Origin of the sequence: Alcaligenes endophyticus, assembly GCF_026344035.1 — a bacterium.
Taxonomy (GTDB): domain Bacteria; phylum Pseudomonadota; class Gammaproteobacteria; order Burkholderiales; family Burkholderiaceae_B; genus Alcaligenes; species Alcaligenes endophyticus.
In genome coordinates this window covers 272,554-295,259 of sequence record NZ_JAPKND010000001.1, presented here as the reverse complement: position 1 = coordinate 295,259, position 22,706 = coordinate 272,554, and the positions used below count along the sequence as shown (strand labels likewise).

23 protein-coding genes are annotated in these 22,706 nt (G+C 50.2%); 11 read left to right on the top strand and 12 right to left on the bottom strand.

The window, feature by feature from the left end; translation table 11 throughout:
- Positions 1–8 precede the first annotated feature (8 nt).
- The 4 genes from dcd to gcvH are packed head-to-tail and all read left to right on the top strand — an operon-like array spanning position 9 to position 4,486.
- The gene (gene dcd / locus OSH01_RS01345; protein ID WP_266122249.1) at positions 9–572 is read left to right on the top strand and encodes a dCTP deaminase; all 564 of its coding nucleotides are present in this window, start codon (positions 9–11) and stop codon (positions 570–572) included.
- Positions 573–582: 10 nt separating this feature from the next.
- Entirely contained in the window at positions 583–2,868 is a 2,286-nt protein-coding gene (locus tag OSH01_RS01340; RefSeq protein WP_266122248.1) for an arginine/lysine/ornithine decarboxylase, read from the top strand.
- Positions 2,869–2,873: 5 nt separating this feature from the next.
- On the top strand, positions 2,874–4,085 hold the full coding sequence (locus OSH01_RS01335; protein WP_266122840.1) for a BaiN/RdsA family NAD(P)/FAD-dependent oxidoreductase: 1,212 nt from the start codon (positions 2,874–2,876) through the stop codon (positions 4,083–4,085).
- A 26-nt stretch (positions 4,086–4,111) separates the two neighbouring features.
- On the top strand, positions 4,112–4,486 hold the full coding sequence (gene gcvH, locus OSH01_RS01330) for a glycine cleavage system protein GcvH (protein WP_266122247.1): 375 nt from the start codon (positions 4,112–4,114) through the stop codon (positions 4,484–4,486).
- A gap of 59 nt (positions 4,487–4,545) precedes the next feature.
- On the opposite strand, the gene OSH01_RS01325 is transcribed toward gcvH, so the two are convergent.
- From OSH01_RS01325 to OSH01_RS01315, 3 genes are read right to left on the bottom strand one after another with little or no spacing between them, the layout of a single operon-like run.
- Entirely contained in the window at positions 4,546–5,034 is a 489-nt protein-coding gene (locus tag OSH01_RS01325; RefSeq protein ID WP_266122246.1) for a dihydrofolate reductase, read from the bottom strand.
- The gene (locus OSH01_RS01320; RefSeq protein WP_266122245.1) at positions 5,031–5,831 is read right to left on the bottom strand and encodes a thymidylate synthase; all 801 of its coding nucleotides are present in this window, start codon (positions 5,829–5,831) and stop codon (positions 5,031–5,033) included. Before OSH01_RS01320 ends, OSH01_RS01325 begins: the two co-directional genes overlap by 4 nt.
- Positions 5,831–6,253, bottom strand: coding sequence for an OsmC family protein (locus OSH01_RS01315; RefSeq protein WP_266122244.1), 423 nt, complete (start codon positions 6,251–6,253; stop codon positions 5,831–5,833). The genes OSH01_RS01320 and OSH01_RS01315 overlap by 1 nt, the downstream gene beginning before the upstream one ends.
- Positions 6,254–6,721: 468 nt before the next feature.
- Here OSH01_RS01315 and OSH01_RS01310 point away from each other — a divergent pair, with 468 nt between their 5' ends.
- Genes OSH01_RS01310 through coq7 form a run of 6 tightly spaced genes read left to right on the top strand, consistent with a single transcriptional unit; the run spans position 6,722 to position 11,625 of the window.
- Positions 6,722–8,368, top strand: coding sequence for a cbb3-type cytochrome c oxidase subunit I (locus OSH01_RS01310; protein ID WP_266122243.1), 1,647 nt, complete (start codon positions 6,722–6,724; stop codon positions 8,366–8,368).
- 18 nt (positions 8,369–8,386) lie between these two features.
- Positions 8,387–8,977: a cbb3-type cytochrome c oxidase subunit II gene (locus OSH01_RS01305; RefSeq protein WP_266122242.1), complete on the top strand. Its 591-nt coding sequence runs from the start codon at positions 8,387–8,389 to the stop codon at positions 8,975–8,977.
- 54 nt (positions 8,978–9,031) lie between these two features.
- Positions 9,032–9,628, top strand: a complete 597-nt coding sequence (locus OSH01_RS01300; RefSeq protein WP_266122241.1) for a c-type cytochrome — start codon at positions 9,032–9,034, stop codon at positions 9,626–9,628.
- A gap of 15 nt (positions 9,629–9,643) precedes the next feature.
- Positions 9,644–10,279: an SCO family protein gene (locus OSH01_RS01295; protein ID WP_266122240.1), complete on the top strand. Its 636-nt coding sequence runs from the start codon at positions 9,644–9,646 to the stop codon at positions 10,277–10,279.
- Positions 10,279–10,923, top strand: coding sequence for a hypothetical protein (locus OSH01_RS01290; protein WP_266122239.1), 645 nt, complete (start codon positions 10,279–10,281; stop codon positions 10,921–10,923). The genes OSH01_RS01295 and OSH01_RS01290 overlap by 1 nt, the downstream gene beginning before the upstream one ends.
- Before the next feature lie 27 nt (positions 10,924–10,950).
- Positions 10,951–11,625 (top strand): 2-polyprenyl-3-methyl-6-methoxy-1,4-benzoquinone monooxygenase, encoded by a 675-nt coding sequence (gene coq7, locus OSH01_RS01285; protein WP_266122238.1) that lies wholly within the window; start codon positions 10,951–10,953, stop codon positions 11,623–11,625.
- Positions 11,626–11,951: 326 nt separating this feature from the next.
- On the opposite strand, the gene pyk is transcribed toward coq7, so the two are convergent.
- The 6 genes from pyk to gcl all read right to left on the bottom strand — a co-directional run bounded on the left by pyk (position 11,952) and on the right by gcl (position 18,749).
- Positions 11,952–13,373, bottom strand: coding sequence for a pyruvate kinase (gene pyk / locus OSH01_RS01280; protein WP_266122237.1), 1,422 nt, complete (start codon positions 13,371–13,373; stop codon positions 11,952–11,954).
- A gap of 19 nt (positions 13,374–13,392) precedes the next feature.
- Entirely contained in the window at positions 13,393–13,794 is a 402-nt protein-coding gene (locus OSH01_RS01275) for a GlcG/HbpS family heme-binding protein (protein WP_266122236.1), read from the bottom strand.
- A gap of 21 nt (positions 13,795–13,815) precedes the next feature.
- The gene (locus OSH01_RS01270) at positions 13,816–15,093 is read right to left on the bottom strand and encodes a glycerate kinase type-2 family protein (protein WP_266122235.1); all 1,278 of its coding nucleotides are present in this window, start codon (positions 15,091–15,093) and stop codon (positions 13,816–13,818) included.
- 156 nt (positions 15,094–15,249) lie between these two features.
- Entirely contained in the window at positions 15,250–16,134 is an 885-nt protein-coding gene (locus tag OSH01_RS01265; RefSeq protein ID WP_266122234.1) for a 2-hydroxy-3-oxopropionate reductase, read from the bottom strand.
- A gap of 34 nt (positions 16,135–16,168) precedes the next feature.
- A complete protein-coding gene (gene hyi / locus OSH01_RS01260; protein WP_266122233.1) occupies positions 16,169–16,948 on the bottom strand; it encodes a hydroxypyruvate isomerase in 780 nt (259 codons plus the stop codon).
- A 25-nt stretch (positions 16,949–16,973) separates the two neighbouring features.
- Positions 16,974–18,749, bottom strand: a complete 1,776-nt coding sequence (gcl, locus tag OSH01_RS01255; RefSeq protein ID WP_266122232.1) for a glyoxylate carboligase — start codon at positions 18,747–18,749, stop codon at positions 16,974–16,976.
- 111 nt (positions 18,750–18,860) lie between these two features.
- Between gcl and OSH01_RS01250 the strand changes: the two genes are divergently transcribed.
- Positions 18,861–19,778, top strand: coding sequence for a LysR family transcriptional regulator (locus OSH01_RS01250; RefSeq protein WP_266122231.1), 918 nt, complete (start codon positions 18,861–18,863; stop codon positions 19,776–19,778).
- 108 nt (positions 19,779–19,886) lie between these two features.
- On the opposite strand, the gene OSH01_RS01245 is transcribed toward OSH01_RS01250, so the two are convergent.
- The 3 genes from OSH01_RS01245 to OSH01_RS01235 form a co-directional block, all read right to left on the bottom strand.
- Entirely contained in the window at positions 19,887–21,338 is a 1,452-nt protein-coding gene (locus OSH01_RS01245; RefSeq protein ID WP_266122230.1) for a nucleobase:cation symporter-2 family protein, read from the bottom strand.
- 521 nt (positions 21,339–21,859) lie between these two features.
- Positions 21,860–22,045 (bottom strand): 4-oxalocrotonate tautomerase, encoded by a 186-nt coding sequence (locus OSH01_RS01240; protein WP_323177979.1) that lies wholly within the window; start codon positions 22,043–22,045, stop codon positions 21,860–21,862.
- A 163-nt stretch (positions 22,046–22,208) separates the two neighbouring features.
- Positions 22,209–22,706, bottom strand: coding sequence for an ureidoglycolate lyase (locus OSH01_RS01235; RefSeq protein ID WP_266122229.1), 498 nt, complete (start codon positions 22,704–22,706; stop codon positions 22,209–22,211).

Here is a 22,706-nt window from a genome sequence, read left to right as displayed (position 1 = left end):
CGACTGCTATGAGTATCAAAAGTGACCTGTGGATTAGGCGGGCTTCCGCTGCGGGCATGATAGAACCGTTTGAACCGGGTCAAGTACGTACGGTTAATGGCGAGCGTATAGTGAGCTACGGCACCAGTAGCTACGGCTATGATGTGCGTTGTGCCAATGAGTTTAAAATTTTCACCAATATTAATTCCACCATTGTCGATCCGAAAAATTTTGACGAAAAATCATTTGTTGATTTTGTCGGCGATGTCTGCATCATTCCGCCTAACTCGTTTGCGTTAGCTCGCACGGTGGAGTATTTCCGTATCCCCCGTAATGTATTGACGATGTGCGTAGGGAAAAGTACTTATGCGCGTTGCGGCATTATCGTCAACGTCACACCACTAGAGCCTGAATGGGAAGGGCATGTCACGTTAGAGTTTTCTAACACGACTCCTTTGCCAGCCAAAATTTATGCAGGTGAAGGTTGCGCACAAATGTTGTTTTTTGAAAGCGACGAAGTGTGCGAAGTGTCTTACCGTGATCGCGGCGGTAAGTATCAGGGACAGCAAGGTGTAACGCTACCTCGTACTTAGGAGTACAGGAATGAAATTTCGATTTCCTATCGTCATTATCGACGAGGACTACCGGTCTGAGAATGCTTCAGGTCTAGGTATCAGGGCTTTAGCAGCGGCTATCGAGGCCGAGGGTGTAGAAGTACTCGGGGTCACCAGTTATGGTGACCTTAGTTCTTTTGCTCAACAGCAAAGCCGAGCCAGTGCGTTTATTTTGTCGATAGATGATGAGGAGTTTGACGTGGGCTCACCCGAGGGGACGGCCCACGCCATCGAAAACTTGCGTGCCTTCATTGGTGAGTTGCGTTTTCGTAACGATGAAATCCCCATCTATTTGTATGGCGAAACACGCACCTCGCAGCATATTCCCAACGATATTTTGCGTGAACTGCATGGCTTTATTCATATGTTTGAAGATACGCCTGAGTTCGTGGCGCGTCATATCATCCGGGAAGCTAAGTCTTATTTGAATAGTTTGGCACCACCTTTTTTCCGGGCCTTAGTGAACTATGCTGTCGATGGTTCTTATTCTTGGCATTGTCCGGGGCATTCAGGTGGGGTGGCTTTTTTGAAAAGCCCGGTAGGGCAAATGTTTCACCAGTTTTTTGGTGAGAACATGCTGCGCGCCGATGTGTGTAACGCGGTTGATGAGCTAGGGCAGCTATTGGACCATACTGGGCCTGTCGCTGAGTCTGAGCTAAACGCCGCACGCATCTTTCACGCCGATCACTGCTTCTTTGTCACTAACGGCACCTCTACATCGAATAAAATTGTTTGGCATGCCAACGTAGGTAACAACGACATCGTGGTGGTGGATCGAAACTGCCATAAGTCTATTTTGCATGCCATTACCATGACAGGTGCTATCCCTGTCTTTTTACGGCCTACGCGTAATCACTTGGGGATTATCGGCCCGATTCCGCGCAGTGAGTTTGACCCAGAGAATATTCGCCAAAAAATTGAGGCCAACCCCTTTGCCCGTAAAGTCAAAAATAAGCGTCCACGTATTTTGACGTTGACCCAAAGTACCTACGATGGGGTGATTTACAACGTAGAAATGATTAAAGAGTCGCTAGACTCTGAAATAGATACCTTGCACTTTGATGAAGCCTGGTTGCCGCATGCTGCTTTCCATGACTTTTATCATGATATGCATGCCATTGGCGCTGATCGTCCGCGCAGCAAAAACACCATGGTGTTTGCCACCCATTCCACTCACAAAATGCTGGCCGGCTTATCTCAAGCTTCGCAGATTACGGTACAAGATGCAGAAAGTCGTCAGTTAGATCGTAATGTATTTAACGAAGCCTATCTGATGCATACGTCCACCTCACCGCAATATGCGATTATTGCGTCGTGTGATGTGGCTGCTGCGATGATGGAGCCGCCAGGGGGGACTGCCTTAGTCGAGGAAAGCATCAGTGAGGCGATGGATTTCCGTCGTGCTATGCGTAAGGTGGCCACTGAGTACGGTGAAGACGACTGGTGGTTCCGTGTCTGGGGGCCAGACAAATTACCCGAAGAGGGCATAGGCAGTCGGGAAAGTTGGATACTCGAGTCGGGAGCAGAGTGGCATGGGTTTGGTAAGTTGCCCACTGGCTTCAATATGCTCGACCCTGTTAAGGCCACGGTGATTACTCCAGGACTAGATATCTCCGGGACATTTGCCGAACAAGGCATCCCTGCCGCGTTGGTGTCTAAGTTCCTGGCAGAGCATGGGGTAGTGGTAGAAAAAACCGGTCTTTATTCCTTTTTTATTTTGTTTACCATCGGCATTACCAAAGGTCGTTGGAATACCTTGCTGACCGCGCTACAGCAGTTTAAAGATGACTACGATCGTAATCAGCCAATGTGGCGTATATTGCCGGACTTTTGCAAAAAACATCCTACTTACGATAAGTTGGGGCTACGCGACCTTTGTCAGCAAATCCACCAAGCGTACAGAAAATATGATTTGGCGCGTTTGACGACCGAAGTTTATCTCAGCGACATGGTGCCGGCGATGAAGCCTGCGGATGCGTATGCCAAGATGGCTCATCGTGAAATTGAGCGGGTGGGCATCGATGACTTAGAAGGGCGCGTGACAGGGGTCTTGCTGACTCCTTATCCTCCTGGAATTCCTTTGCTGATTCCTGGTGAGCGGTTTAATTCTCGAATCGTCGAGTATTTGCAGTTTGCACGCGAGTTCAATGCGCGCTTTCCTGGGTTTGAGACGTATGTACATGGTTTGGCGCAGGACATTGGCCCAGACGGTCTCTCACGCTATTACGTGGATTGCATACGTGAAGAGCAGGTTCAGCAGGATCAATCAGAGTGAATCCAGTGTTTGATGTCGCCATTTTAGGCGCGGGGGCAGCCGGCATGCTGGCTGCTAGTATTGCAGGGCAGCGGGGCCTGCGAGTGGTGTTGATAGACCATGCGGAAAAGCTGGGCGAAAAGATACGTATCTCCGGGGGCGGGCGTTGTAATTTCACTAACATTCATACCTCTCCGGCTAACTTTGTGTCGGAAAACCCGCATTTTTGTCGCTCTGCTTTAACCGCTTATACACCTAACGACTTCTTAGAACTGGTGCGCTCCTACCGCATTGGGTACCACGAGAAGCATAAAGGGCAATTGTTTTGCGATGACTCAAGCGAGTCTATTATTCAGTTGCTGCGGCAAGAGTGTGTGAAAGGTCAGGTCTCTTGGCGTATGCCTTGTCGTGTAGAAACGATAGAGCATATAGATAACGGCTTTTTGTTGCATACGTCTCAGGGCACACTATCCGCTATGCAACTTGTGATGGCAACCGGCGGTATGGCGATACCGCAACTCGGATCTACCGATTTCTCGCTACGCATTGCGCGTCAATTTGGGTTGAAAGTTATCGAGCCTAGGCCGGCTTTGGTGCCACTTACTTTTGATGCCCAGCAATGGCGACCTTTCTCAGCGTTAAGCGGCCTTGCTTTAGAAGTTGAAGTGAGTACGGGTGAGAATAAAAAAAATCATCAGGCGTTCCTTGAAGATTTGCTTTTTACCCATAGAGGGTTATCTGGACCGGGGATTTTGCAAATCTCTAGCTATTGGACACCGGGTACTCCCATCCGGCTTAACCTAGCACCAGGCCAAGACATCGCAGAACAACTGTTGACTCTGAAGCCGGGCAATAAACAGTTGTTAGTAAACGTTTTAGCCACCTTATGGCCCAGACGGTTGGTGGAGCAGTGGTTGCATGAGGCACAGGTCTTACCCCCTGAGATAGGGCAACAGCGTTTAGCTGACATGCCTGATAAGCTGATACGGCAGGTAGGGCAGGTGATTCATGCTTGGGAACTTTCCCCCAGCGGCACAGCAGGCTATAAAAAGGCAGAGGTGATGCGGGGAGGAGTCGATACCCGTGAGTTAAATCAAAAAAGCATGGAAACCAAAAAGGTGCCTGGTTTGTACTTTATTGGCGAAGCTGTGGATATCACAGGTTGGCTGGGAGGGTATAACTTTCAGTGGGCCTGGGCCTCAGCGGCTGCTTGTGCTCGCGCGCTACGCACAGCCTAGTTTTATTGTTATTTTTTGGGGGGCTTATGCAATTACCAGACGATAGAAAGTATCTCGCTACTCATGAGTGGGTGAAGAAAGAGGGTGACTTACTAGTGGTGGGAATTACGGATTTTGCTCAGGATCAACTGGGTGATCTCGTGTTTGTAGGCGAGTTTACAGTGGGTAGCCAGCTCGCCGCAGGCGATACGGCAGGTGTGGTTGAGTCGGTGAAGGCCGCCTCAGATATTTATGCGCCCGTTGCGGGACAATTGGTCGAGTTCAACACCAAGTTAGAAGACGGACCAGACATGCTCAATGAGGTACCGTATGAAACATGGATTTTCAAACTCAAACCGGATAATGCCGCTGACTTTGAGCACCTACTGAGCGGTCAGGATTACGCCGCACAGCTAGACTAGATCTCAACCATCAAGCCCCTAAACCAAGGGGCTTGTGGCGGTAAGGCTGCTTATACTGCCTAGAGGCGTTGATACAGCACGAAGTCGTAGGTAAGCCCATTTTCTTCCGCCTGCGCTTCACGCCTGATCTCTTGCCACTCGCTGGCATTTAACTCGGGGAAAAAAGTATCACCCTCGATATGCGCATGGATTTCTGTCGCATACAGATCCTTTGCCAAGGGTAGGGCAAGTCGGAAGAGTTGTTCGCCGCCAATAACGCAGATGTCTACCTCGTCCTGGCAGGCCGCGATAGCTTCTTCTAGGCTAGCGTAAACGTGAGCGCCTGGAGCGTTATAGCTAGTTTGACGACTAACCACCAAATTAGGCCGCCCCGGTAAGGGTCGTCCTAGAGTTTCCCATGTTTTACGGCCCATAATAATAGGCAAACCCATCGTGACCTGCTTAAAGTGCTGCAGATCGTTAGGAAGATGCCATGGCATGTCTTGGTCTTTTCCTATGCAACGATTTTTGGTATAGGCGACAACAAGACGAATACGAGGAGTGGTCATACGGCGACAGGAGCTTTAATGTGAGGGTGTGGGTCGTAATTGATGATTTCAAAATCCTCGAGCTCATACTCGAACACGGAGGCAGGCTTGCGTTTGATGAGTAGCTTCGGATAGGGACGCGGCTCGCGGGCTAACTGGGTTTGCACTTGTTCGAAGTGGTTACTGTAGAGATGACAGTCACCGCCTGTCCAGATAAAGTCGCCGACTTCTAGGTCGCATTGTTGTGCCACCATATGGGTTAACAATGCGTAACTGGCAATATTAAACGGCACGCCTAAAAAAATATCGGCGCTACGTTGATACAACTGGCAAGATAGCTTTCCTTGGGCCACATAAAATTGAAATAAGGCATGACAAGGGGGTAAAGCCATACTCTTGACCTCAGCGACGTTCCACGCAGATACCAACAAACGCCGTGAGTCAGGCTGCTGACGAATTTGCTCCATCAGTTGAGAGATTTGGTCTATGTGCTGACCGTCTGGAGTCGGCCAAGAGCGCCATTGTACGCCGTATACGGGGCCTAGTTCACCGTTGTCGTCGGCCCATTCATCCCAAATGCTCACACCGCGCTCTTGCAGCCAACGTACATTCGACTCGCCTCGTAGGAACCAGAGCAGTTCAATAAAAATGCTGCGAGTATGTAGTTTTTTGGTGGTGATTAAGGGGAAGCCCTGGCTAAGGTCAAAGCGCATTTGATGTCCGAAAATCGAGCGCGTACCCGTGCCTGTGCGGTCAGTTTTGTTGACCCCGTGGGTGTAGACTTCGCGCATCAAAGCTTCGTAGGGGAAAGAACTCATTAGGCTTCCTGTACTTCAAATGAATGCGTGATGGTGGCAGTGTGGGCCAGCATAGCACTGGCTGAACAGTATTTTTCGTGTGAAAGTTTGATCGCGCGTTCAACGGCAGCTTTAGGCAGGTTTTTGCCTGTTACCACAAAGTGAAAGTGAAGCTGGGTAAATACTTTCGGGTCTGTGGCGGCACGCTCTGCTTTCATTTGTATTTGGCAGTCCTGAACATCGTGTCGTCCACGTTTCAGTATCAAGACGACATCGTAGGCAGCGCAGCCTCCCGTGCCAAGCAGCAACATTTCCATTGGGCGAGGCGCAAGATTATGGCCGCCGCCCTCGGGAGCGCCGTCCATGGCCACGACATGACCGCTGCCAGTACGCGCTACAAATAGCATGCCTTCGGGGCCGCCCCAGTCGATTGTGCATTCCATTTGAATGTCCTTGTCTTTACTATGGCGCCACCTACGAAGGTGGCTCATTATCTTTGTAGGGAGGGTAAATTGTACGGCAGCCGGCGGCTAATGGCGCATATTTCCCTATTCGAGCTTAGGCATGCTGAACCGGCTTGGCTTACATCAAGAGTAATGTCGGTTTCTGAATACATTCCCACGGCGGCTTGTTTGCATAGATTGAGCAAATCGTAACAAACCCTATATCTAGGGCAATCTGGGGTCTATAATTACTCAAGCTGCTATAGCAGATAATTTTATATTTGTATTTGTTCTTGCTCAATAAACCATGTTGTTAGTGTGGGCTTTGTCGGGCAAGGCATTGTGGATGTTTTAAGATGGCGGCTCTCACGATCACATCGGATCGTGATTTTTTTGTGTCCGCTCTTTTTCGATCTGCAAAGCGTCGTGAGCTGTTCGCAGCCTACTCTTAACCAGGCCTGGATCATTGTGAATACCGTTTCAATACTGCTTCTCGCTTTTGTTTTGTCCGTTACCGGACTATTTGTCTTCATCTGGTCATTGCGTCGAAATTTTTTCGACCCTAACCCAGCCGCAGCACGTGAAATATTCTCCACTGGCGAGGTGGGGCGTGTTGACGACCCCTCTGCAACTCCTGAACAACATCAGGCTTTGCAGCAGGAAATGGGAGAACCCGCTCAACGCTCTGCATCAGTGCAGCAAGCACTCGACTCCGAGTTGGTGGAACGCATTGAGGCGGACAGATCGTCTGCTTATGTCGCGTTCATGTTCTTGGCCTGTTCGGTGATATGGTTGATCGTGGCTTCTACAGCCGGTTTGATCAGCTCTATTAAACTGCACGAACCCGACTTCCTGGCACAGCATGCATGGATGACCTTTGGACGTATGCGAACTCTGCATTTGAACGGGGTCGCATACGGTTGGGCTCCTATGGCTGCGTTCGGCGTCGCCATGTGGATGCTGCCTCGTCTGCTAAAAACTCCGCTTATGGGCGCTCGATATGCGATTGCAGGGGGCGTGCTCTGGAATATCGGTCTTGTGGCTGGTTTGACCAGTATCGCTGTAGGCGTTAACGATGGTATGGAGTGGCTGGAGATACCCTGGCAGATTGATATTTTGCTCGTTATCGGCGGAGCCTTGTTGGCATTTCCTTTAGTGTTCACGCTGCAAAACCGTAAGGCACACCATCTATATGTGTCTGTTTGGTACATGGGCGCTGCCTTATTCTGGTTCCCGATTTTATTCTTGGTTGGGAATTTGCCTTCGGTGCACATTGGTGTTGAGCAAGCAACCATGAACTGGTGGTTTGGACACAACGTATTAGGCTTGTTCTATACCCCTATGGCTTTGGCCTCGGTGTATTACTTCATGCCCAAAATTATTGGTCGTCCAATTAGCTCTTATAACCTGTCTTTGATTGGTTTTTGGGGGCTGGCGTTCTTTTATGGGCAGGTAGGGGGTCACCACTTGATTGGTGGGCCGGTGCCAGGCTGGATGGTGACCTTGTCCATCGTTCAGAGCATGATGATGATCATTCCTGTGTTGGCCTTTACGATCAACCTGCAGTTCACCATGAAGGGCCATTTCCGTACATTGGTTTACTCCCCAACCTTGCGTTTCATCGTACTGGGTGGCTTCATGTATACCATCAGTTCCATTCAAGGCTCCTTTGAAGCATTGCGTTCTATCAATACTATTACGCACTTCACACACTTTACGGTGGCACACGCCCACATTGGTTTGTACGGCTTCTTTACCATTGTTATGTTTGGCGCTATCTACTACATCATGCCGCGCGTGATGTCGTGGGAGTGGCCTTTCCCCAAACTGATCTCCTTGCATTTCTGGCTAGTGGCAATCGGATTTACCATTTATGCGGTGGGTTTGAGCATAGGCGGTTGGTTGCAAGGTATGTACATGTTGGATGCAGCTAAAAGCTTTATGGATTCGGTGACCGTGACGATGCCTTACTTGCAGTCGCGTTCTATCGGTGGTGGTTTAATGACCTTAGGCCACTTGGTTTTTGCTTTCCACTTCGTCGCTATGGCTTTACGTTATGGTAGCCGTCGCGTGGGTCCTGCGCTGTTTCATCAGCCTGCAGTAGCAAGCAAATAGTGGAGATCTGATACAGTTATGGAAAACGAATACAAACTACTGGGCGGGGCCATGGTGACCATCGCCCTCGCAATTTCAGCATTGGTTGTCATCCCTTACATTCAGGTTGAAAAAGTAGAGCCTTCACCCGGACTTAAACCCTACACCTCTGAGCAGTTGCGTGGTCGTGGTGTTTATATTTCTAACGGTTGTGTGTACTGCCACTCGCAACAGCCACGTAGTCAGAGCCAAGCGCCCGACTTTCAACGTGGTTGGGGACGTGCTTCGGTAGCGGGTGATTACTACTACGATACTCCTCACTTGTTAGGCACTATGCGTACGGGGCCCGATTTGTTCAACATCGGCGCTCGTCAGCCTAGCGTGGACTGGCACTTGGGTCACTTGTATCAGCCACGAGCCTACGTTCCAGGCAGCAATATGCCTTCCTATCCGTTCTTGTTCGACATTAAAGACAAGGCTGAAGAAGGCGATAAAGTAGTTAACTTACCTGGTAACTTTGCCCCCGAAGGTAAAGTGGTAGTGGCTAAGCCTGAAACGATGGACCTGGTGGCGTATCTGTTGGCTCTGGATCATACCTATCCGGTAGACCCTCAAAGCGTTCTTAACTAAGAGCGCCTCGTTGCGCGAGAGTATGCCCCTTGCTTAGGGGCAGCGGAGAATTTGATGACTGATAATAGGAAATACGAAGCCCAGAAACGCGAGTACGAGGATCCACATGAAGATGTGGCTCCAGTACCTTGGATCTTGCTGTTAATCATTGCAGGTCTGTTTAGCTGGGGAGCGTTTTATATTTTTAATACGCATTTTCGTTATGCGGCAACGGTAGGTGATCACCGTGTACCAGCAGACTTTGCGGTGCCCGAAACAGAGGGCGGAGACATTGATGGCCATCAGTTATATGTGGCTCAATGTGTTGCCTGTCACCAGGCGACCGGTGCAGGTATTCCGGGCGTCTTTCCTCCATTGGTAGGCTCGGAGTGGGTGCTGCGCAAGCCTGAGGTGTTAGTGCAGATATTGCTGCACGGGATCAGCGGAGAAATTACTGTCAAAGGTAATAAATACAACGGCGTGATGCCTGAGTTCCGGGACAAGTTTAACGATGCTGAGTTGGCCGCGGTGGCTACCTATCTGCGTACCGAGCTGGGCGACAATAGTGTTGACCCTGTGAGTGTAGATTTGGTTAAGGCTGAGCGTGAAAAAACAGCCGATAAAACTGATCACTGGAATGGCGATGCCGATTTGGCTCCCATGGAAGAGTAAACGACAGGGCAGACCATGAGACTTCTGGTTTGCCTTTTAGTGGTGGGCGCCCTGGGGTTCGGGGCGCTTTCTCACCTTACTGTCGGCTATACTGCGCTCACCACTGAGCAGGCTCGTCGCAATGATGTAGCCAAGCACCCACGCCAAGTGTCTGACGTGACAGTGCTCACTCCAGGCGCCGCTCAGGTCAGTCTGCTAGACCTGATGCAGCAAGATGGACGATTCCTCCTAGTCAATTTCATCTACACACGCTGTATTACTTTATGTTTAGCCATGGGCGCTGAAATGCAGCAAATCCAAGAGGCGATTATTGCTGCAGGGCAGGAAGATAAAATAGGCTTGTTAAGCATTAGCTTTGACCCTAGTGATACCCCTGATCGATTGCAACGGTACATGCATTTGATGAAAGCCAAGCCAGGCGTATGGAATTTTGTCACCATGGAAAATGGTGCTCAGCGCGAGCAGGTGCTGGATGATTTTGGCATTATCGTTATTCCTGCCCCTTACGGAGAGTATGAGCATAACGCTGCCTACCATGTGGTGGATGCGCAAGGTAAATTGCTGCGTATCACGGACTACGGCGAGCCCGGCCTTGCGCTATCTGCAGTACGCGAGATTCTGGCAACGAGTAGCGCGCAGGACGCTTCGTAATGGGCAAGGGTTTAATCTCATCCGTCAACACCATGGCGTGGCGCCCTTATGTTGGCAGCCTATTGGCCATGGCATCCGCTTTGCTTTTTGCTGCGGCTGCTTTTTTTGATTATCCTTTAACGCGGCTAATGAGCCTACACATGCTGGTGCAGATCCCTATGCTGGTGTTGTCAGGTGCTTTATTGCAGCGGGCACTGGTGTATCAAGGGTGGGGAAACCGGCCAGCGTTTCAGCCTTTTTTGCGCCTTTATTATCACTGCAATGAGTTAGGGCTGCCGGGGCTTATATTGGTCAGCTTTGTGGGGGCCTATTGGATGATTCCTAAAGCCCTGGACGATGTTCTGCTTTCGCCATCGTTGGCGTTAACCAAGTATATTGGTTTGGTGCTGGCAGGTATTGTTTTTCAAGAGTCTTGGTCACGTAGTCATTTGGTTATTCGTTTGTTTTTTATGGGTAACTTATGCTGGATGATGGCCATTGCTGGAATCATTTATCAAGAAAACCCCGAACGCTTATGTAATTTCTATCTACAATCGGATCAAGAAATAGCCGGCATAGGGCTAGTGGTTATGGCTTGTGTGCTGCCAAGTCTATGGTTTTTGTCCGAGATCAAAGCCATCATGCATTTTTTGAGACAACAATAAGGTTTTGTCGATTTACTCAGGAGTAGTATGAACCCGTCCTTGAGCACACCCACTCGTCTACAGCGACGCAAGTCGCTTTTCGATGATTTGTTGGGGGAAGTCAACCAAGCTTTGCATGTATTGAGCCGTTCAGCGGTGGCAGGACGCTCGAATCCTGCCGGGAAGGTGCGCAGTGACGATCCCGCTTTGAGTCCGGCAGAAGCAAAGCATGCCGCCGGTTTAATGCGTATTAATCACGTGGGTGAGGTATGTGCGCAGGCTTTGTATCGTGGGCAGGCGTTAATGTGTGACGATGCCAAAATTAAGGCCGTTCTTTATCAAGCCGCCTCTGAGGAGGTTGATCACTTAGTGTGGTGTGATGACCGCTTGCGCGAGCTAGGCAGCCGCCCTAGCGTCCTGAATCCGTTATGGTATGCAGCGTCACTGGGGCTAGGGGTTGTCGCCAGCAAAGCTGGTATACCCTATAACTTGGGTTTTATGGCTGAAACAGAACGCCAAGTAGAGCAGCATTTAGATCAGCATCTTGAAATTCTTCCCCCCCAAGATGTACGCTCGCGCGCCATTGTGCAGCAAATGAAAACCGATGAGATTGAACATAGGATGACGGCAGAGCATCACGGAGCAGCTAGTTTGCCGGCACCAGTTAAGGCGCTCATGCGTGTCATGTCCACAGTCATGACCACTACGGCGTATCGTATCTAATGACTTGTGTTGTTAATGCAACATAAAAGCTCGTTCATAGGGTAATTGCTGATATATCTTGCATCGCACCATAATTCTGTATAAACTTTAGTTATTGGATGTCGAAATGAAAGCAAAGCAAAACGCAATAGGTATAACCCTTAGCTTTCTGGCTCAATCTTAGTATTTAGTAGCCCGACTTGCCACGATTGTCTCCTCCACCCTCCTCCTTTGGTGGATTTGCCCGAGATCTACAGATCTCGGGTTTTTTTTTGTGCATGGCAATAATTTTCCAGCAAAAAAATCCCAGCATGCTAACGCTGGGATGATGGGCTTGGTTAACGGCCTTAGGTTTGGGGAATGGTGGCCACGTGCAGCAAGTTAGTGCTACCACTGGTGCCGAACGGCACACCAGCAATAATGACAATGGTGTCGCCGCCTTTGGCAAAGCCATGTCGAGTCGCAACATGGGTAGCGTGTTCCACCATTTGTGTCACGTCATGTACGTGTTCACCAGCAACCGGATGAACCCCCCAAGCAATGCTCAGGCGACGTGCCGTTTGAATTTGTGGTGTCAGAGCCAAAATAGGGGCTACTGGTCGTTCTCGGCTTGCTCGTAGCGCACTAAATCCGGTAGTGGTGTAAGCAACGGTAGTTGCTGGCTCTAAGATATTCGCGACGCGACGTAACGCACAGCAGATCGCATCAGGAGTCGTTGCTTCAGCTGTACTGTGGTTTGCTTCAATGACTGTGCGCCAATTAGGGTCGGCTTCAATTTCACTGATGATGCTATTCATGAAGCTGACTGCTTCAAGTGGAAACTGGCCGGAAGCAGATTCTGCGGATAACATCACTGCATCGGCACCTGAGTAAATGGCGGTAGCGACGTCGGAAGCTTCCGCCCGTGTGGGCACGGGTGAGCTGATCATAGACTCTAGCATCTGTGTAGCAATCACGACAGGACGCCCTGCAGCCCGAGCAGCACGTACTATTTGCCGCTGTATCACTGGCACGCGCTGGGGTGGGACCTCTACCCCCAAGTCACCTCTAGCGACCATAACTCCGTCACAGAGATCGATAATTTCGTCCAAATAGTCCAAAGCTTGGGGTTTCTCAAGCTTGGCCATGATCCAAGCCTGATTGCCAATAATGGCGCGTGCTTCGCGTATGTCTTCTGGCCGCTGTACAAAGGACAAGGCAACCCAATCCACACCCAGATCCAAACCAAAACGCAAATCGTCTAAGTCTTTTTCTGTAAGAGGGGAGATGGGGAGTACAACGCCCGGCACATTGACGCCTTTTCTATCTGAAAGAGGACCACCCACCATGACAGTGGTGTCTGCATGCTCCGCACTAAAGCTGTCAACACGCAGACGTAGCTTACCGTCATCCAATAATAAGTCAGTGCCTTTTTCCAAGGCAGCAAAAATTTCTGGATGGGGTAAGTTCGCTCGAGTAGCATCGCCTTGCATGGGGTTTAGATCAAGACGAAACTTCTGGCCTGCTTGGAGCGTGACTTTACCGCCTTCAATTTTACCAATACGCAGCTTTGGGCCCTGTAAGTCCATCAGTATGCCAATGCTGCGGCCGGTTTCCTTTTCCAGATCGCGGATAGCCTGGTAGCGCGCAGCGTGATCTTCTTGGCTGCCATGGCTAAAATTTAGGCGAAATACGTCGGCACCAGCCTCGAATAGTTCGCGAATACGTTCTGGAGTGGAGCTAGCCGGCCCTAAGGTAGCTAAAATGCGGGAATGTCTCGCTCGTCTCATGAGGGTGTCCTTGTGCTATTTAGACTTGTAACGCGCTGATTCCAGCACGTGCTATTTGGGCGTCTTCATTGGCTTTAACGCCAGAAACCCCGACAGCCCCGATAACTCGGCCGTTAACGATAATAGGTTCGCCGCCTTCTAGGGGGCTAATAGGCATGGCTAAGGCAGCGGTGCGACCTTGATTGACCATGTCTTCAAACACTTTACTGGGCTTGCCACTGAGTGCACTGGTGCGTGCTTTTTCTGGGGCTACGCTTGCGCTCATGAGAGGCGCTCCATCCATGCGTACCAAGCTCAGAGCGTGGCCACCAGCATCACAAATAGCGATGCTTACCGCCCAGTTGTTGCTTTGCGCTTCTTTTTCAGCAGCCGCTGCAATGAGCTTCGCATCGTCAAGAGTGAGTACTTTTGTATCTATCATTTCTATTCCTTAGAATGTGCGTTAAACGCTGTTAGGTAAAATCAGGATGGCACGAAAATCGTTCACGTTAGTGAGCGTGGGGCCTGTTATTAAGGCATCCCCTAATGCTTCAAAGAATCCGTGCCCGTCATTATTGTCTAGGCTATCTAGGGGCCGTAAGCCTAGATCCCATGCTCGCTGCAAACTGCTAGGGTCAAACAGAGCACCGGCTATTTCTTCCTGGCCATCTACGCCATCGGTATCGCCAGCTAATCCATAGATGCCGTCTGCCCCATTCAGGGCAATGGCGACAGAAAGTAAGAACTCGACGTTGCGCCCACCACGGCCATTGCCTTTTAGGGTGACGGTGGTTTCCCCGCCAGAAAGCAAAACGCAGGGGGCCGTAGCAGGCTGACCGTGCTGTTTAACGCTTAAGGCAATGCCTGCCATCACTTTAGCGACATCGCGGGACTCGCCTTCGATGCTATCGCCTAGTAGCACGGGTTTTACCCCGGCTTTTTCAGCAATTTTAGCAGCGGCCAGTAAGGCAAGTTGTGGAGTGGCGATCAGATGTGTTGTGACTTGGGCCAGGCGAGCATCATCGGGTTTGATTGTTTCGCCTTTACCGCTAGTGAGCAAATCGCGTGCAGCGTCGGGAATAGTAATGTCATAGCGACGGATAATGTCTAGCGCTTGTTCACACGTGGTGGGGTCAGGTACGGTAGGGCCGGAGGCGATATCCATAGGGTTATCACCGGGGACGTCAGAAATAATCAGATTAACTAAGCGTGCAGGCGCACAAGCGGCCGCCAGCCGCCCGCCTTTAATGGCCGATAAGTGGCGGCGTACGCAGTTCATTTCACTAATTGAAGCGCCTGATCTTAATAAGGCTTTGTTAATCGCTTGTTTATCAGCCAAGGTGATGCCTTCTGCAGCAACGGGTAGCAATGAAGAGCCTCCACCAGAGATTAAGCATATCACTAGGTCGTCTTCAGTAAGCTGGCTCACCGCCGCTAAAATCTCATGCGCTGCATCCTCGCCTGCCTGGTCGGGGACGGGATGGGCCGCCTCCAGAATTTTGATGTGCTCACAGGGTACTGCGTAACCATAACGGGTTACCACTACACCGCTGATCGGGCCTTGCTTCCAATGTCGCTCTAGGGCTTGTGCCATGGCAGCCGACGCTTTACCCGCTCCGATAACGACAGTTCGACCACGGGGGGCTGTGGGTAAATAGGGGGGGATGCAGTGCTCGGGCTGAGCCGCATTCACGGCTGCCTTAAACATATCGGTGAGTAAATCCTGTGGCTTCAAATTCATGATCATATAGGCACTAAAAGGGCTAGTAAACAGGCTGGGATAGAGCTAGTGAGCAGATTTTTTAATGCTCAGGAAGGCTTGTTGCCCAGTCTTCTTTTTATATTGTATAGAGATGGGGTAAAAAAGGCGGGCTAATAGCCCGCCTGTATGGTTTGCCTATTGACCGATTTCGTGATTAGCCATGATTTCCAAGGCGCGCACTAAAGCCGAGTGATCTTGTCCTGCGCCACCATGAGCGGCACAAGTGTTGAACAGTTCTTGAGCAATCGCTGTGCTAGGTAATGCAACACCCAGCTGTCGGGCGGTGGTTAACGCTAGATTCAGGTCTTTCTGGTGTAACTCAATACGAAAGCCCGGATCGAAAGTGCGCTTGACCATACGCTCGCCATGCACTTCCAGAATGCGAGAGTTCGCAAACCCGCCCATGAGTGCCTCACGTACTTTGGCGGGGTCAGCCCCTGCTTTCGACGCTAAAAGTAAGGCTTCTCCAACGGCCTCGATAGTGAGCGCAACAATGATCTGATTAGCTACTTTAGTGATTTGTCCATCACCGTAGCCACCTACCAGTGTGATGTTTTTACCCATCAATTCGAATAATGGCTTTACCTGATCGAAAGCGGCTTGCTGCCCACCAATCATAATGGTGAGGGAGGCTGCTTTAGCACCTACTTCGCCGCCGGAGACAGGGGCATCTAAATACTCGCAACCTAGCTCGGTAATGCGTTGAGCAAATTCCTTGGTGGCCACAGGCGAGATAGAGCTCATGTCGATAACGATTTTGCCTTTGCTCAGACCCGCAGCAATGCCATTCTCACCAAACAAGGCTTGTTCTACATGGGGGGTGTCTGGAACCATAGTGATGATGACATCAGCGTTACGGGCCACCTCGGTTCCGTTGGCACATACCGTTGCGCCTGCTTCGATCACGCTTTTAGGTGTTTGACTGCGCGTGAAAACGAATAGCTCGTGGCCACCTTTGAGCAGGTTCACCGCCATCGGTGCGCCCATAATGCCCAACCCTACAAATCCGACTTTAGCCATTATTAATCTCCTAAGTTATATGTGTTGATGGATACTAAGCAGTCAGAGCTTGAATCCAGCCTAGTCCGTCTTTGGTGACACTTGCAGGTTTGTACTCACAACCAATCCAACCATCAAAACCCGTGTTGTCGATATATTTAAATAGCCATTGGTAGTTAATTTCACCTGTGCCTGGCTCATTGCGGCCAGGGTTGTCAGCCAGTTGAATGTGGGCAATTTGCGGTAGGAATTTTTTAATCGTATTGGCCAGTTCTCCTTCTTCACGCTGTGCGTGGTAGATGTCATACTGGATAAACAGGTTGTCTGAGCCCACCTCGCTGAGTATCTGCGCGGCTTGGTCTGTGCGACGAATAAAAAACCCAGGGATGTCAAAATTATTGATGGGCTCTATTAACAAGCGTATCCCTGCGGCATGTAGTTTTTCTGCTGCAAACTTTAGGTTGTCGACTAATGTTTGTTGTGCTTTTTCAGCGCTTAAGTTTTCTGGCCGTTTACCTGCCAAACAGTTTACTTGTTTGCAGCCTAGCGCCCTTGCATAGTCAATCGCACGGCCCACACCGTCTTGAAACTCACCCACACGCTCTGGGAAAATAGCAATGCCTCGCTCACCTGCATCCCAGTTGCCAGCTGGCAGGTTGTGTAAAACCTGCGTTAGGCTGTGCTGCTGTAGACGATCGGCAAGCTCTTGCTTGTCGTAAGCATAGGGGAACAGGTACTCCACACCTTTGAAACCAGCATCGGCAGCAGCTTGAAAACGATCTAAGAAGTCGTGCTCGTTAAACAACATCGTTAGGTTAGCGGCGAACTTTGGCATTATTTACTCCAATTTAAATCAGTCATTAGTCCAGCAGTGAAATGGCGGTAGGTGCGTCAATACCTTTCTTGGCCAGTTCCTCAAACTCAGTCACATTAGTCAGCTCTGTGCCCATAGCAATGTTAGTCACTCGCTCTAGTATCAGCTCAATCACTACAGGGACGCTGAACTCTTGCATCCAAGCCCGTGCTTGTGCAATCGCTGCTTGGATGTCCTCGGGTTTGTGTACACGGATGGCTTTACAGCCCAGCCCTTCAACTACGGTGACATGGTCAACGCCATAGCCTTCTGTTTCAGGAGCGTTGATGTTATCAAAGGCCAATTGTACGCAGTAGTCCATTTCAAAACCTCGTTGAGACTGGCGAATCAGGCCCAAATAGGCGTTATTAACAAGTATGTGTAGGTAGGGCAACTTGAACTGCGCGCCCACGGCTAACTCTTCAATCATGAACTGGAAATCGTAGTCACCGGAAATGGCAACGATTTCGCGATTTCGGTCGGCAGCCACTACCCCCAGAGCGGCAGGAATCGTCCACCCTAATGGGCCGGCCTGACCGCAGTTAATCCAGTTTCGGGGCTCGTAGACGTGTAGAAATTGTGCCGCAGCGATTTGTGACAAACCGATGGTGCTGACGTAGCGGGTCGATTTGCCGAACGCTCGATTCATCTCTTCGTAAACGCGCTGAGGCTTCATGGGTACGTTTTCGAAACTGGTTTTGCGTTGCAAAGTCCGTTTACGCGCTTGGCAGTCTGCTACCCATGCTGAGCGATCTTTCAGTTTGCCCGCAGCTTGGTATTCTTTGGCTACGTCAATGAATAAGTCCAGGGCGGCGCCTGCATCCGAGACAATACCTAAATCGGGTCCAAACACACGACCGATCTGAGTCGGCTCAATGTCAACGTGGATAAATTGACGACCTTCTTTGTAAATATCCACCGAACCCGTGTGACGGTTAGCCCAGCGGTTACCGATACCAAAAACAAAGTCCGATGCCAGCAAAGTTTGGTTGCCATAACGGTGCGAGGTTTGTAAGCCAACCATACCAGCCATTAGCGGGTGATCGTCAGCAATAGTGCCCCAGCCCATTAAGGTGGGGATAACGGGAACACCGACTAATTCCGCAAAGGCCTGGAGTTTGTTAGATGCGTTGGAGTTGATGACGCCGCCACCGGAGACGATAAGCGGACGCTCGGACGTATTCAACATTTCGATGGCTTTCTCTGCCTGAGCGCGGGTAGCGACAGGCTGATAAGCAGGCAAAGGAGAGTAGGTGTCCAGGTCAAACTCGATTTCGGCCATTTGTACGTCAAAAGGCATATCAATCAAGACGGGGCCTGGTCGGCCAGAGCGCATGAGATGGAATGCCTGTTGAAAGACGCGCGGAATCAAATCAGGCTCGCGCACGGTGACCGCCCCCTTGGTGACGGGTTTAGCAATAGATTCAATGTCTACCGCTTGGAAGTCTTCTTTGTATAAACGTGCTCGTGGTGCTTGGCCAGTGATGCACAGAATGGGAATAGAGTCAGCAGAGGCTGAGTACAGGCCCGTGATCATATCGGTGCCAGCAGGGCCCGATGTACCGATACATACACCAATGTTGCCCGGTGCCGCACGAGTATAGCCTTCGGCCATGTGGGATGCGCCCTCTACGTGGCGAGCTAGAATATGCTCAAACCCACCTTCTTGACGCATGGCCGAGTAAAAAGGGTTGATAGCGGCGCCAGGCACACCAAATACAGTGCTTACGCCTTCTTTGCGCAGAATTGCGGCAGCGGCGTCTACGGCTCTCATTCGGGCCATTGATGTCTCCTAAATCATTGGTTGACGAAATTACATAGAAAGATAATAGAGAGTGATGGCCTCGGTTTGAATTGGTGGTACGATTGATTCTATCGATACTTGGAGTATTGAATGAGCCGATATACAGAAATTCGTAGTTTCGTTTTGGTGGCCGAAAAAGGCAGTTTTGCGGCTGCTTCCTTAGTCGAAGGAGTCACCCCAGTTGTGATGGGAAGGCGCTTGGATGCATTGGAACAGCGTTTGGGGGTACGGTTAATGCACCGCTCTACCCGTGGGTTGACGCTGACTGATCTCGGTGAGCAGTTTCTTGAGCAGTGCAGACAGATACTTAGGGACTTCGAAGAGGCCGAGGCTAGTATTAGTGCTCAACGTAAGGTCGTTCGGGGGCACTTAGTAGTGTCTGCTCCGGCTGCATTTGGCCGTCGTCATGTGGCGCCGCATGCTATTAGTTTTAAGCAACGCTATCCTGAACTTAAGCTTTCTTTTAACTTTACTGATAGCGTGGTGGATTTGGTACGCGAGGGGTACGACATGGCCTTGCGCATTGGCGAGGTGACTGATCCCAACTACGTGGCTGTACGCTTGTTTCCTAACCGTAGGGTAGTGTGTGGAACCCCTGATTATTTCGAACGCTATGGCCTGCCCAAGGTCCCCGAGGACTTGGTGCGCCATAATTGCTTGGCATTTAACCTACAAGGAGGGCAGCAGCGTGGCTGGACCTTCCTGCGTGATGGGAAGCCTTTTGCAGTGCGCGTGGACGGCGATCTGGATTGCAACGATGGTGAGCTTCTGTTCAATTGGGTAAAGCAGGGTTGGGGCATAGGATGGCGCTCTACTTGGGAAATTCAACCTGAGCTCAAGCGCGGTGAGTTAGTAACCGTACTAGATGGGTTTGAGCTGCCTAGTTACGATATTCAAGCCGTATATCAGCAGCAACGCTATCTGCCAGCCAAGGTCAGACGCTTTATCGACTATTTGCGGGCTATTTATAATACCCCCGGATACTGGGATGGAGAAGCTATTCTCTAGGCGCCCTAAAATGTCCCCATGTTGTTATGTGTTCGGGGTTACCGCTATACAAGCGCGATTGACTTTCTGATGCCCCTGCTCAACAGGGGCTTAGGGCAGTAAAAAACGTCAACGCTTTAAGGGGGAAGATGCCAGGTCGTTCTCTGCTTCAGAGGCTTTCTTGCTCGAACCCACCTCGCTCGTGTGACCCACGGGCGTTCTCATGCCGTTAAAGAACAGGTTCAAGATAATGGCGGATACAGCGGCTAGCAAAATCCCGCTATGCAGCAAAGGCTGTAACGACTCAGGCATTTTGCTCAGTAAGCCCTCACTCACTAGTGGAATCATGCCAAAGCCCAAGCTGATAGCAATAATGTAGGGGTTGTAACGATTCTTGCTTAGGTCTGCTGACAACAAAATTCTGATCCCTGTTGAGGCAACCATACCGAACATGACTATGCCTGCACCACCCAATACATAATGAGGAATAGAAGCGACGACAAAGGCCATTTTGGGGAACACGCCCAGCAAGATGAGAAACACACCGCCCATCACGCACACCCAACGACTACGTACCCCCGTTACGCTAACTAGCCCTACGTTTTGTGAAAAGGAGCTGTGCGGGAAGGTATTTAAAATACCGCCTACTAGTGTACCTAGACCGTCGGTACGCAAGCCTCGTACCAGATCCTCGCGAGTAGGATGGCGGCCACAAATAGAGCCTAAAGCCAAAAACATGCCAAGTGATTCCACCATGATAACGATCATGATGAGTGAAATGACGGCAGCAGCGCTGAAATTAAAGGTCGGGTAGCCAAACTCGAATGGCCTAACAATGGCAAACCACTTAGCCTCATCGAGACCATTAAAAGAAATTTTTCCCATGGCCAGAGAGGCGAGAAAGCCAGCGAGCAAGCCAATTAAAACGGCAACGTTAGCCACAAAGCCGCGTGCAAATTTAGTGATAACTAAGATAAGCACCAGCACGCCAATGGCGATGAGCAAGTTATCGGGTGAGCCGAAGTCAGGATTAGGGATCATTTGTCCAGTCGTGGTGTCTTTGGTCAGGGGGCTACCTCCACCCGCCCAGTTCAGGCCGACGCGCATGAGCGTGATGCCAATGACAGTAATAATCGTCCCAGTCACCACGGGCGGGAAAAGTCCCATTAATCGGCTAAATATGGGTGAAATCAGGATACTGAAAGCACCGGCTAAGATACATGCGCCAAATATGCCTGTGATGCCTAGCTCGGGGTTTTGACCAATGGCGATCATAGGAGTGACCGCCGCGAACGATACACCCATCATGACTGGTAAACGAATACCAAAAATACCTACGCCCCATGATTGAATGATGGTGATCAGGCCGCAGCACAATAGGTCAGCCGTAATGAGTAAAGTAATTTGATCTTTGCTCAGATTGAGCGCCGCGCCAATAATGAGAGGAACAGCGATAGCTCCCGCGTACATGACCATGACGTGTTGTAGGCCAAGTGTAGCAAGGCGGCTAAACGGCAAAACTTCATCGACTCCACCTTGTTCGTAACGAGGATTGGAGTTTGCCAAGGTATTAGCTGACATCGGAACAGTCTCCTTAGTGATACGTTGTTGACGCCGGTCGCGCAAAAAGTGAGCAATTGCGTGGCACGACAGAGGCGGGCCGCTTACGCAGGATTTTTACTGTCTAGGTGTGCTATTTAGCAGCGAAGTGAGCGGCCACGCTACGATGTCTGGTAGCGTGAGCATAACGGTAAAGGATGGGGCGGTATTACAGGAAGCGCCCTAGCATTGATAAGTGGAATATCAAAAAACATATAGCAAGTGCACATTACGCGCTGTCCGTCCGTACCCCGCAAGTTATAGTGGCCTTGGTTTGTAACGGTTTATGGCCACATAATTATTTTTGGCTCTCGGGGAATTTACTACCTGTTTTTTTGCTAGCTACTATGTTAATAATTTTTGGCGAGTGTTGGTTTTAGCTGAGCTGTATGGTTTTTCACCTAAGTAGCCTTAACCATTATAGGTTCGAGAGAGATAGCCTGAATAGAGGACGACCTGCATAAAGCAGGTCGCACTTGAGCTTAGTTGAGGTGGTGTTATTTCTATTTATCGGACCACAGCTCACCAGCGCGTGCCCAGTCAGAACGCTTGATATCAGTGAAAATAATGTCGACAGCGTCTTTGCCACAGCCCAATACGCGACAAGCCTCTGCAGTAAGGGCTTGAGCAAGTTCACGCTTTATTTCTGTGCTGCGACCCTCAAAAAGCTGTACGTTGATTAAAGGCATAGGATGCTCCTTAGTTAAGTTAAAACGGCTTGTAATAGAGCATAAGATCTTACTGGTTTGCTCTAAAGTAGGTATGTTAGTAGCTTGCAGTTAGGCCCTCTCAACCCTGACACTGGGCGGGCAGGGGCTTTTTTCTTAGATGGGCTGTGCCCGCATCTGCTCATCACAAAGCTTCAATGATCGCGTGCTCTTCTAGCTGGATGACATCACAATTATCGCCTGGCCCCTTCCGATCAATCACAATAAAGTCCCCTATCTTGTTTAGTGCCATCAGGGGGTGGTGCCAAACACCCGTTGCGTAGTTCACTCCCTGTGTGCCTTGTGCTAAAAATAGCCGCAGTTCGTCAGCTTTCGGAGCTTGTCCTGCGGGGGCCACGATGACGAGGTACGGTTCCCCATTAGTAGGAATAAAGGCTTGGCTAGCTTTGGGATGACGCTCCATCATCTCAACGGTAAAGGGCAAAGTGCGCGGTAAGCCTCGGAAAATAGACACGATAGCTTTGCCATCTTGGCCTGGCTCGATATTGGCCAGATCATGGTAACGTTCGGTATTGCCATCGTTAATAGTGAAATGCTGCACCGAATCAGAAGCTTCAATGACATCGCCAAAGGGTTTGAATGCTTCTGCGGTCAGTGTTTCCAGTTTTAAAGTGATAGTCAT

Bases quoted from the DNA above. Each gene is read 5' to 3' on its own strand.
- coq7 (WP_266122238.1), top strand. From the start codon at position 10,951: ATGAACCCGTCCTTGAGCACACCCACTCGTCTACAGCGACGCAAGTCG.
- gcvH (WP_266122247.1), top strand. From the start codon at position 4,112: ATGCAATTACCAGACGATAGAAAGTATCTCGCTACTCATGAGTGGGTG.
- hyi (WP_266122233.1), bottom strand. From the start codon at position 16,948: ATGCCAAAGTTCGCCGCTAACCTAACGATGTTGTTTAACGAGCACGAC.
- gcl (WP_266122232.1), bottom strand. From the start codon at position 18,749: ATGGCCCGAATGAGAGCCGTAGACGCCGCTGCCGCAATTCTGCGCAAA.
- dcd (WP_266122249.1), top strand. From the start codon at position 9: ATGAGTATCAAAAGTGACCTGTGGATTAGGCGGGCTTCCGCTGCGGGC.
- OSH01_RS01305 (WP_266122242.1), top strand. From the start codon at position 8,387: ATGGAAAACGAATACAAACTACTGGGCGGGGCCATGGTGACCATCGCC.
- OSH01_RS01290 (WP_266122239.1), top strand. From the start codon at position 10,279: ATGGGCAAGGGTTTAATCTCATCCGTCAACACCATGGCGTGGCGCCCT.
- OSH01_RS01275 (WP_266122236.1), bottom strand. From the start codon at position 13,794: ATGATAGATACAAAAGTACTCACTCTTGACGATGCGAAGCTCATTGCA.
- OSH01_RS01250 (WP_266122231.1), top strand. From the start codon at position 18,861: ATGAGCCGATATACAGAAATTCGTAGTTTCGTTTTGGTGGCCGAAAAA.
- OSH01_RS01320 (WP_266122245.1), bottom strand. From the start codon at position 5,831: ATGAGTTCTTTCCCCTACGAAGCTTTGATGCGCGAAGTCTACACCCAC.
- OSH01_RS01315 (WP_266122244.1), bottom strand. From the start codon at position 6,253: ATGGAATGCACAATCGACTGGGGCGGCCCCGAAGGCATGCTATTTGTA.
- pyk (WP_266122237.1), bottom strand. From the start codon at position 13,373: ATGAGACGAGCGAGACATTCCCGCATTTTAGCTACCTTAGGGCCGGCT.
- OSH01_RS01245 (WP_266122230.1), bottom strand. From the start codon at position 21,338: ATGTCAGCTAATACCTTGGCAAACTCCAATCCTCGTTACGAACAAGGT.
- OSH01_RS01240 (WP_323177979.1), bottom strand. From the start codon at position 22,045: ATGCCTTTAATCAACGTACAGCTTTTTGAGGGTCGCAGCACAGAAATA.
- OSH01_RS01340 (WP_266122248.1), top strand. From the start codon at position 583: ATGAAATTTCGATTTCCTATCGTCATTATCGACGAGGACTACCGGTCT.
- OSH01_RS01300 (WP_266122241.1), top strand. From the start codon at position 9,032: ATGACTGATAATAGGAAATACGAAGCCCAGAAACGCGAGTACGAGGAT.
- OSH01_RS01270 (WP_266122235.1), bottom strand. From the start codon at position 15,093: ATGAATTTGAAGCCACAGGATTTACTCACCGATATGTTTAAGGCAGCC.
- OSH01_RS01325 (WP_266122246.1), bottom strand. From the start codon at position 5,034: ATGACCACTCCTCGTATTCGTCTTGTTGTCGCCTATACCAAAAATCGT.
- OSH01_RS01265 (WP_266122234.1), bottom strand. From the start codon at position 16,134: ATGGCTAAAGTCGGATTTGTAGGGTTGGGCATTATGGGCGCACCGATG.
- OSH01_RS01295 (WP_266122240.1), top strand. From the start codon at position 9,644: ATGAGACTTCTGGTTTGCCTTTTAGTGGTGGGCGCCCTGGGGTTCGGG.
- OSH01_RS01235 (WP_266122229.1), bottom strand. From the start codon at position 22,706: ATGACTATCACTTTAAAACTGGAAACACTGACCGCAGAAGCATTCAAA.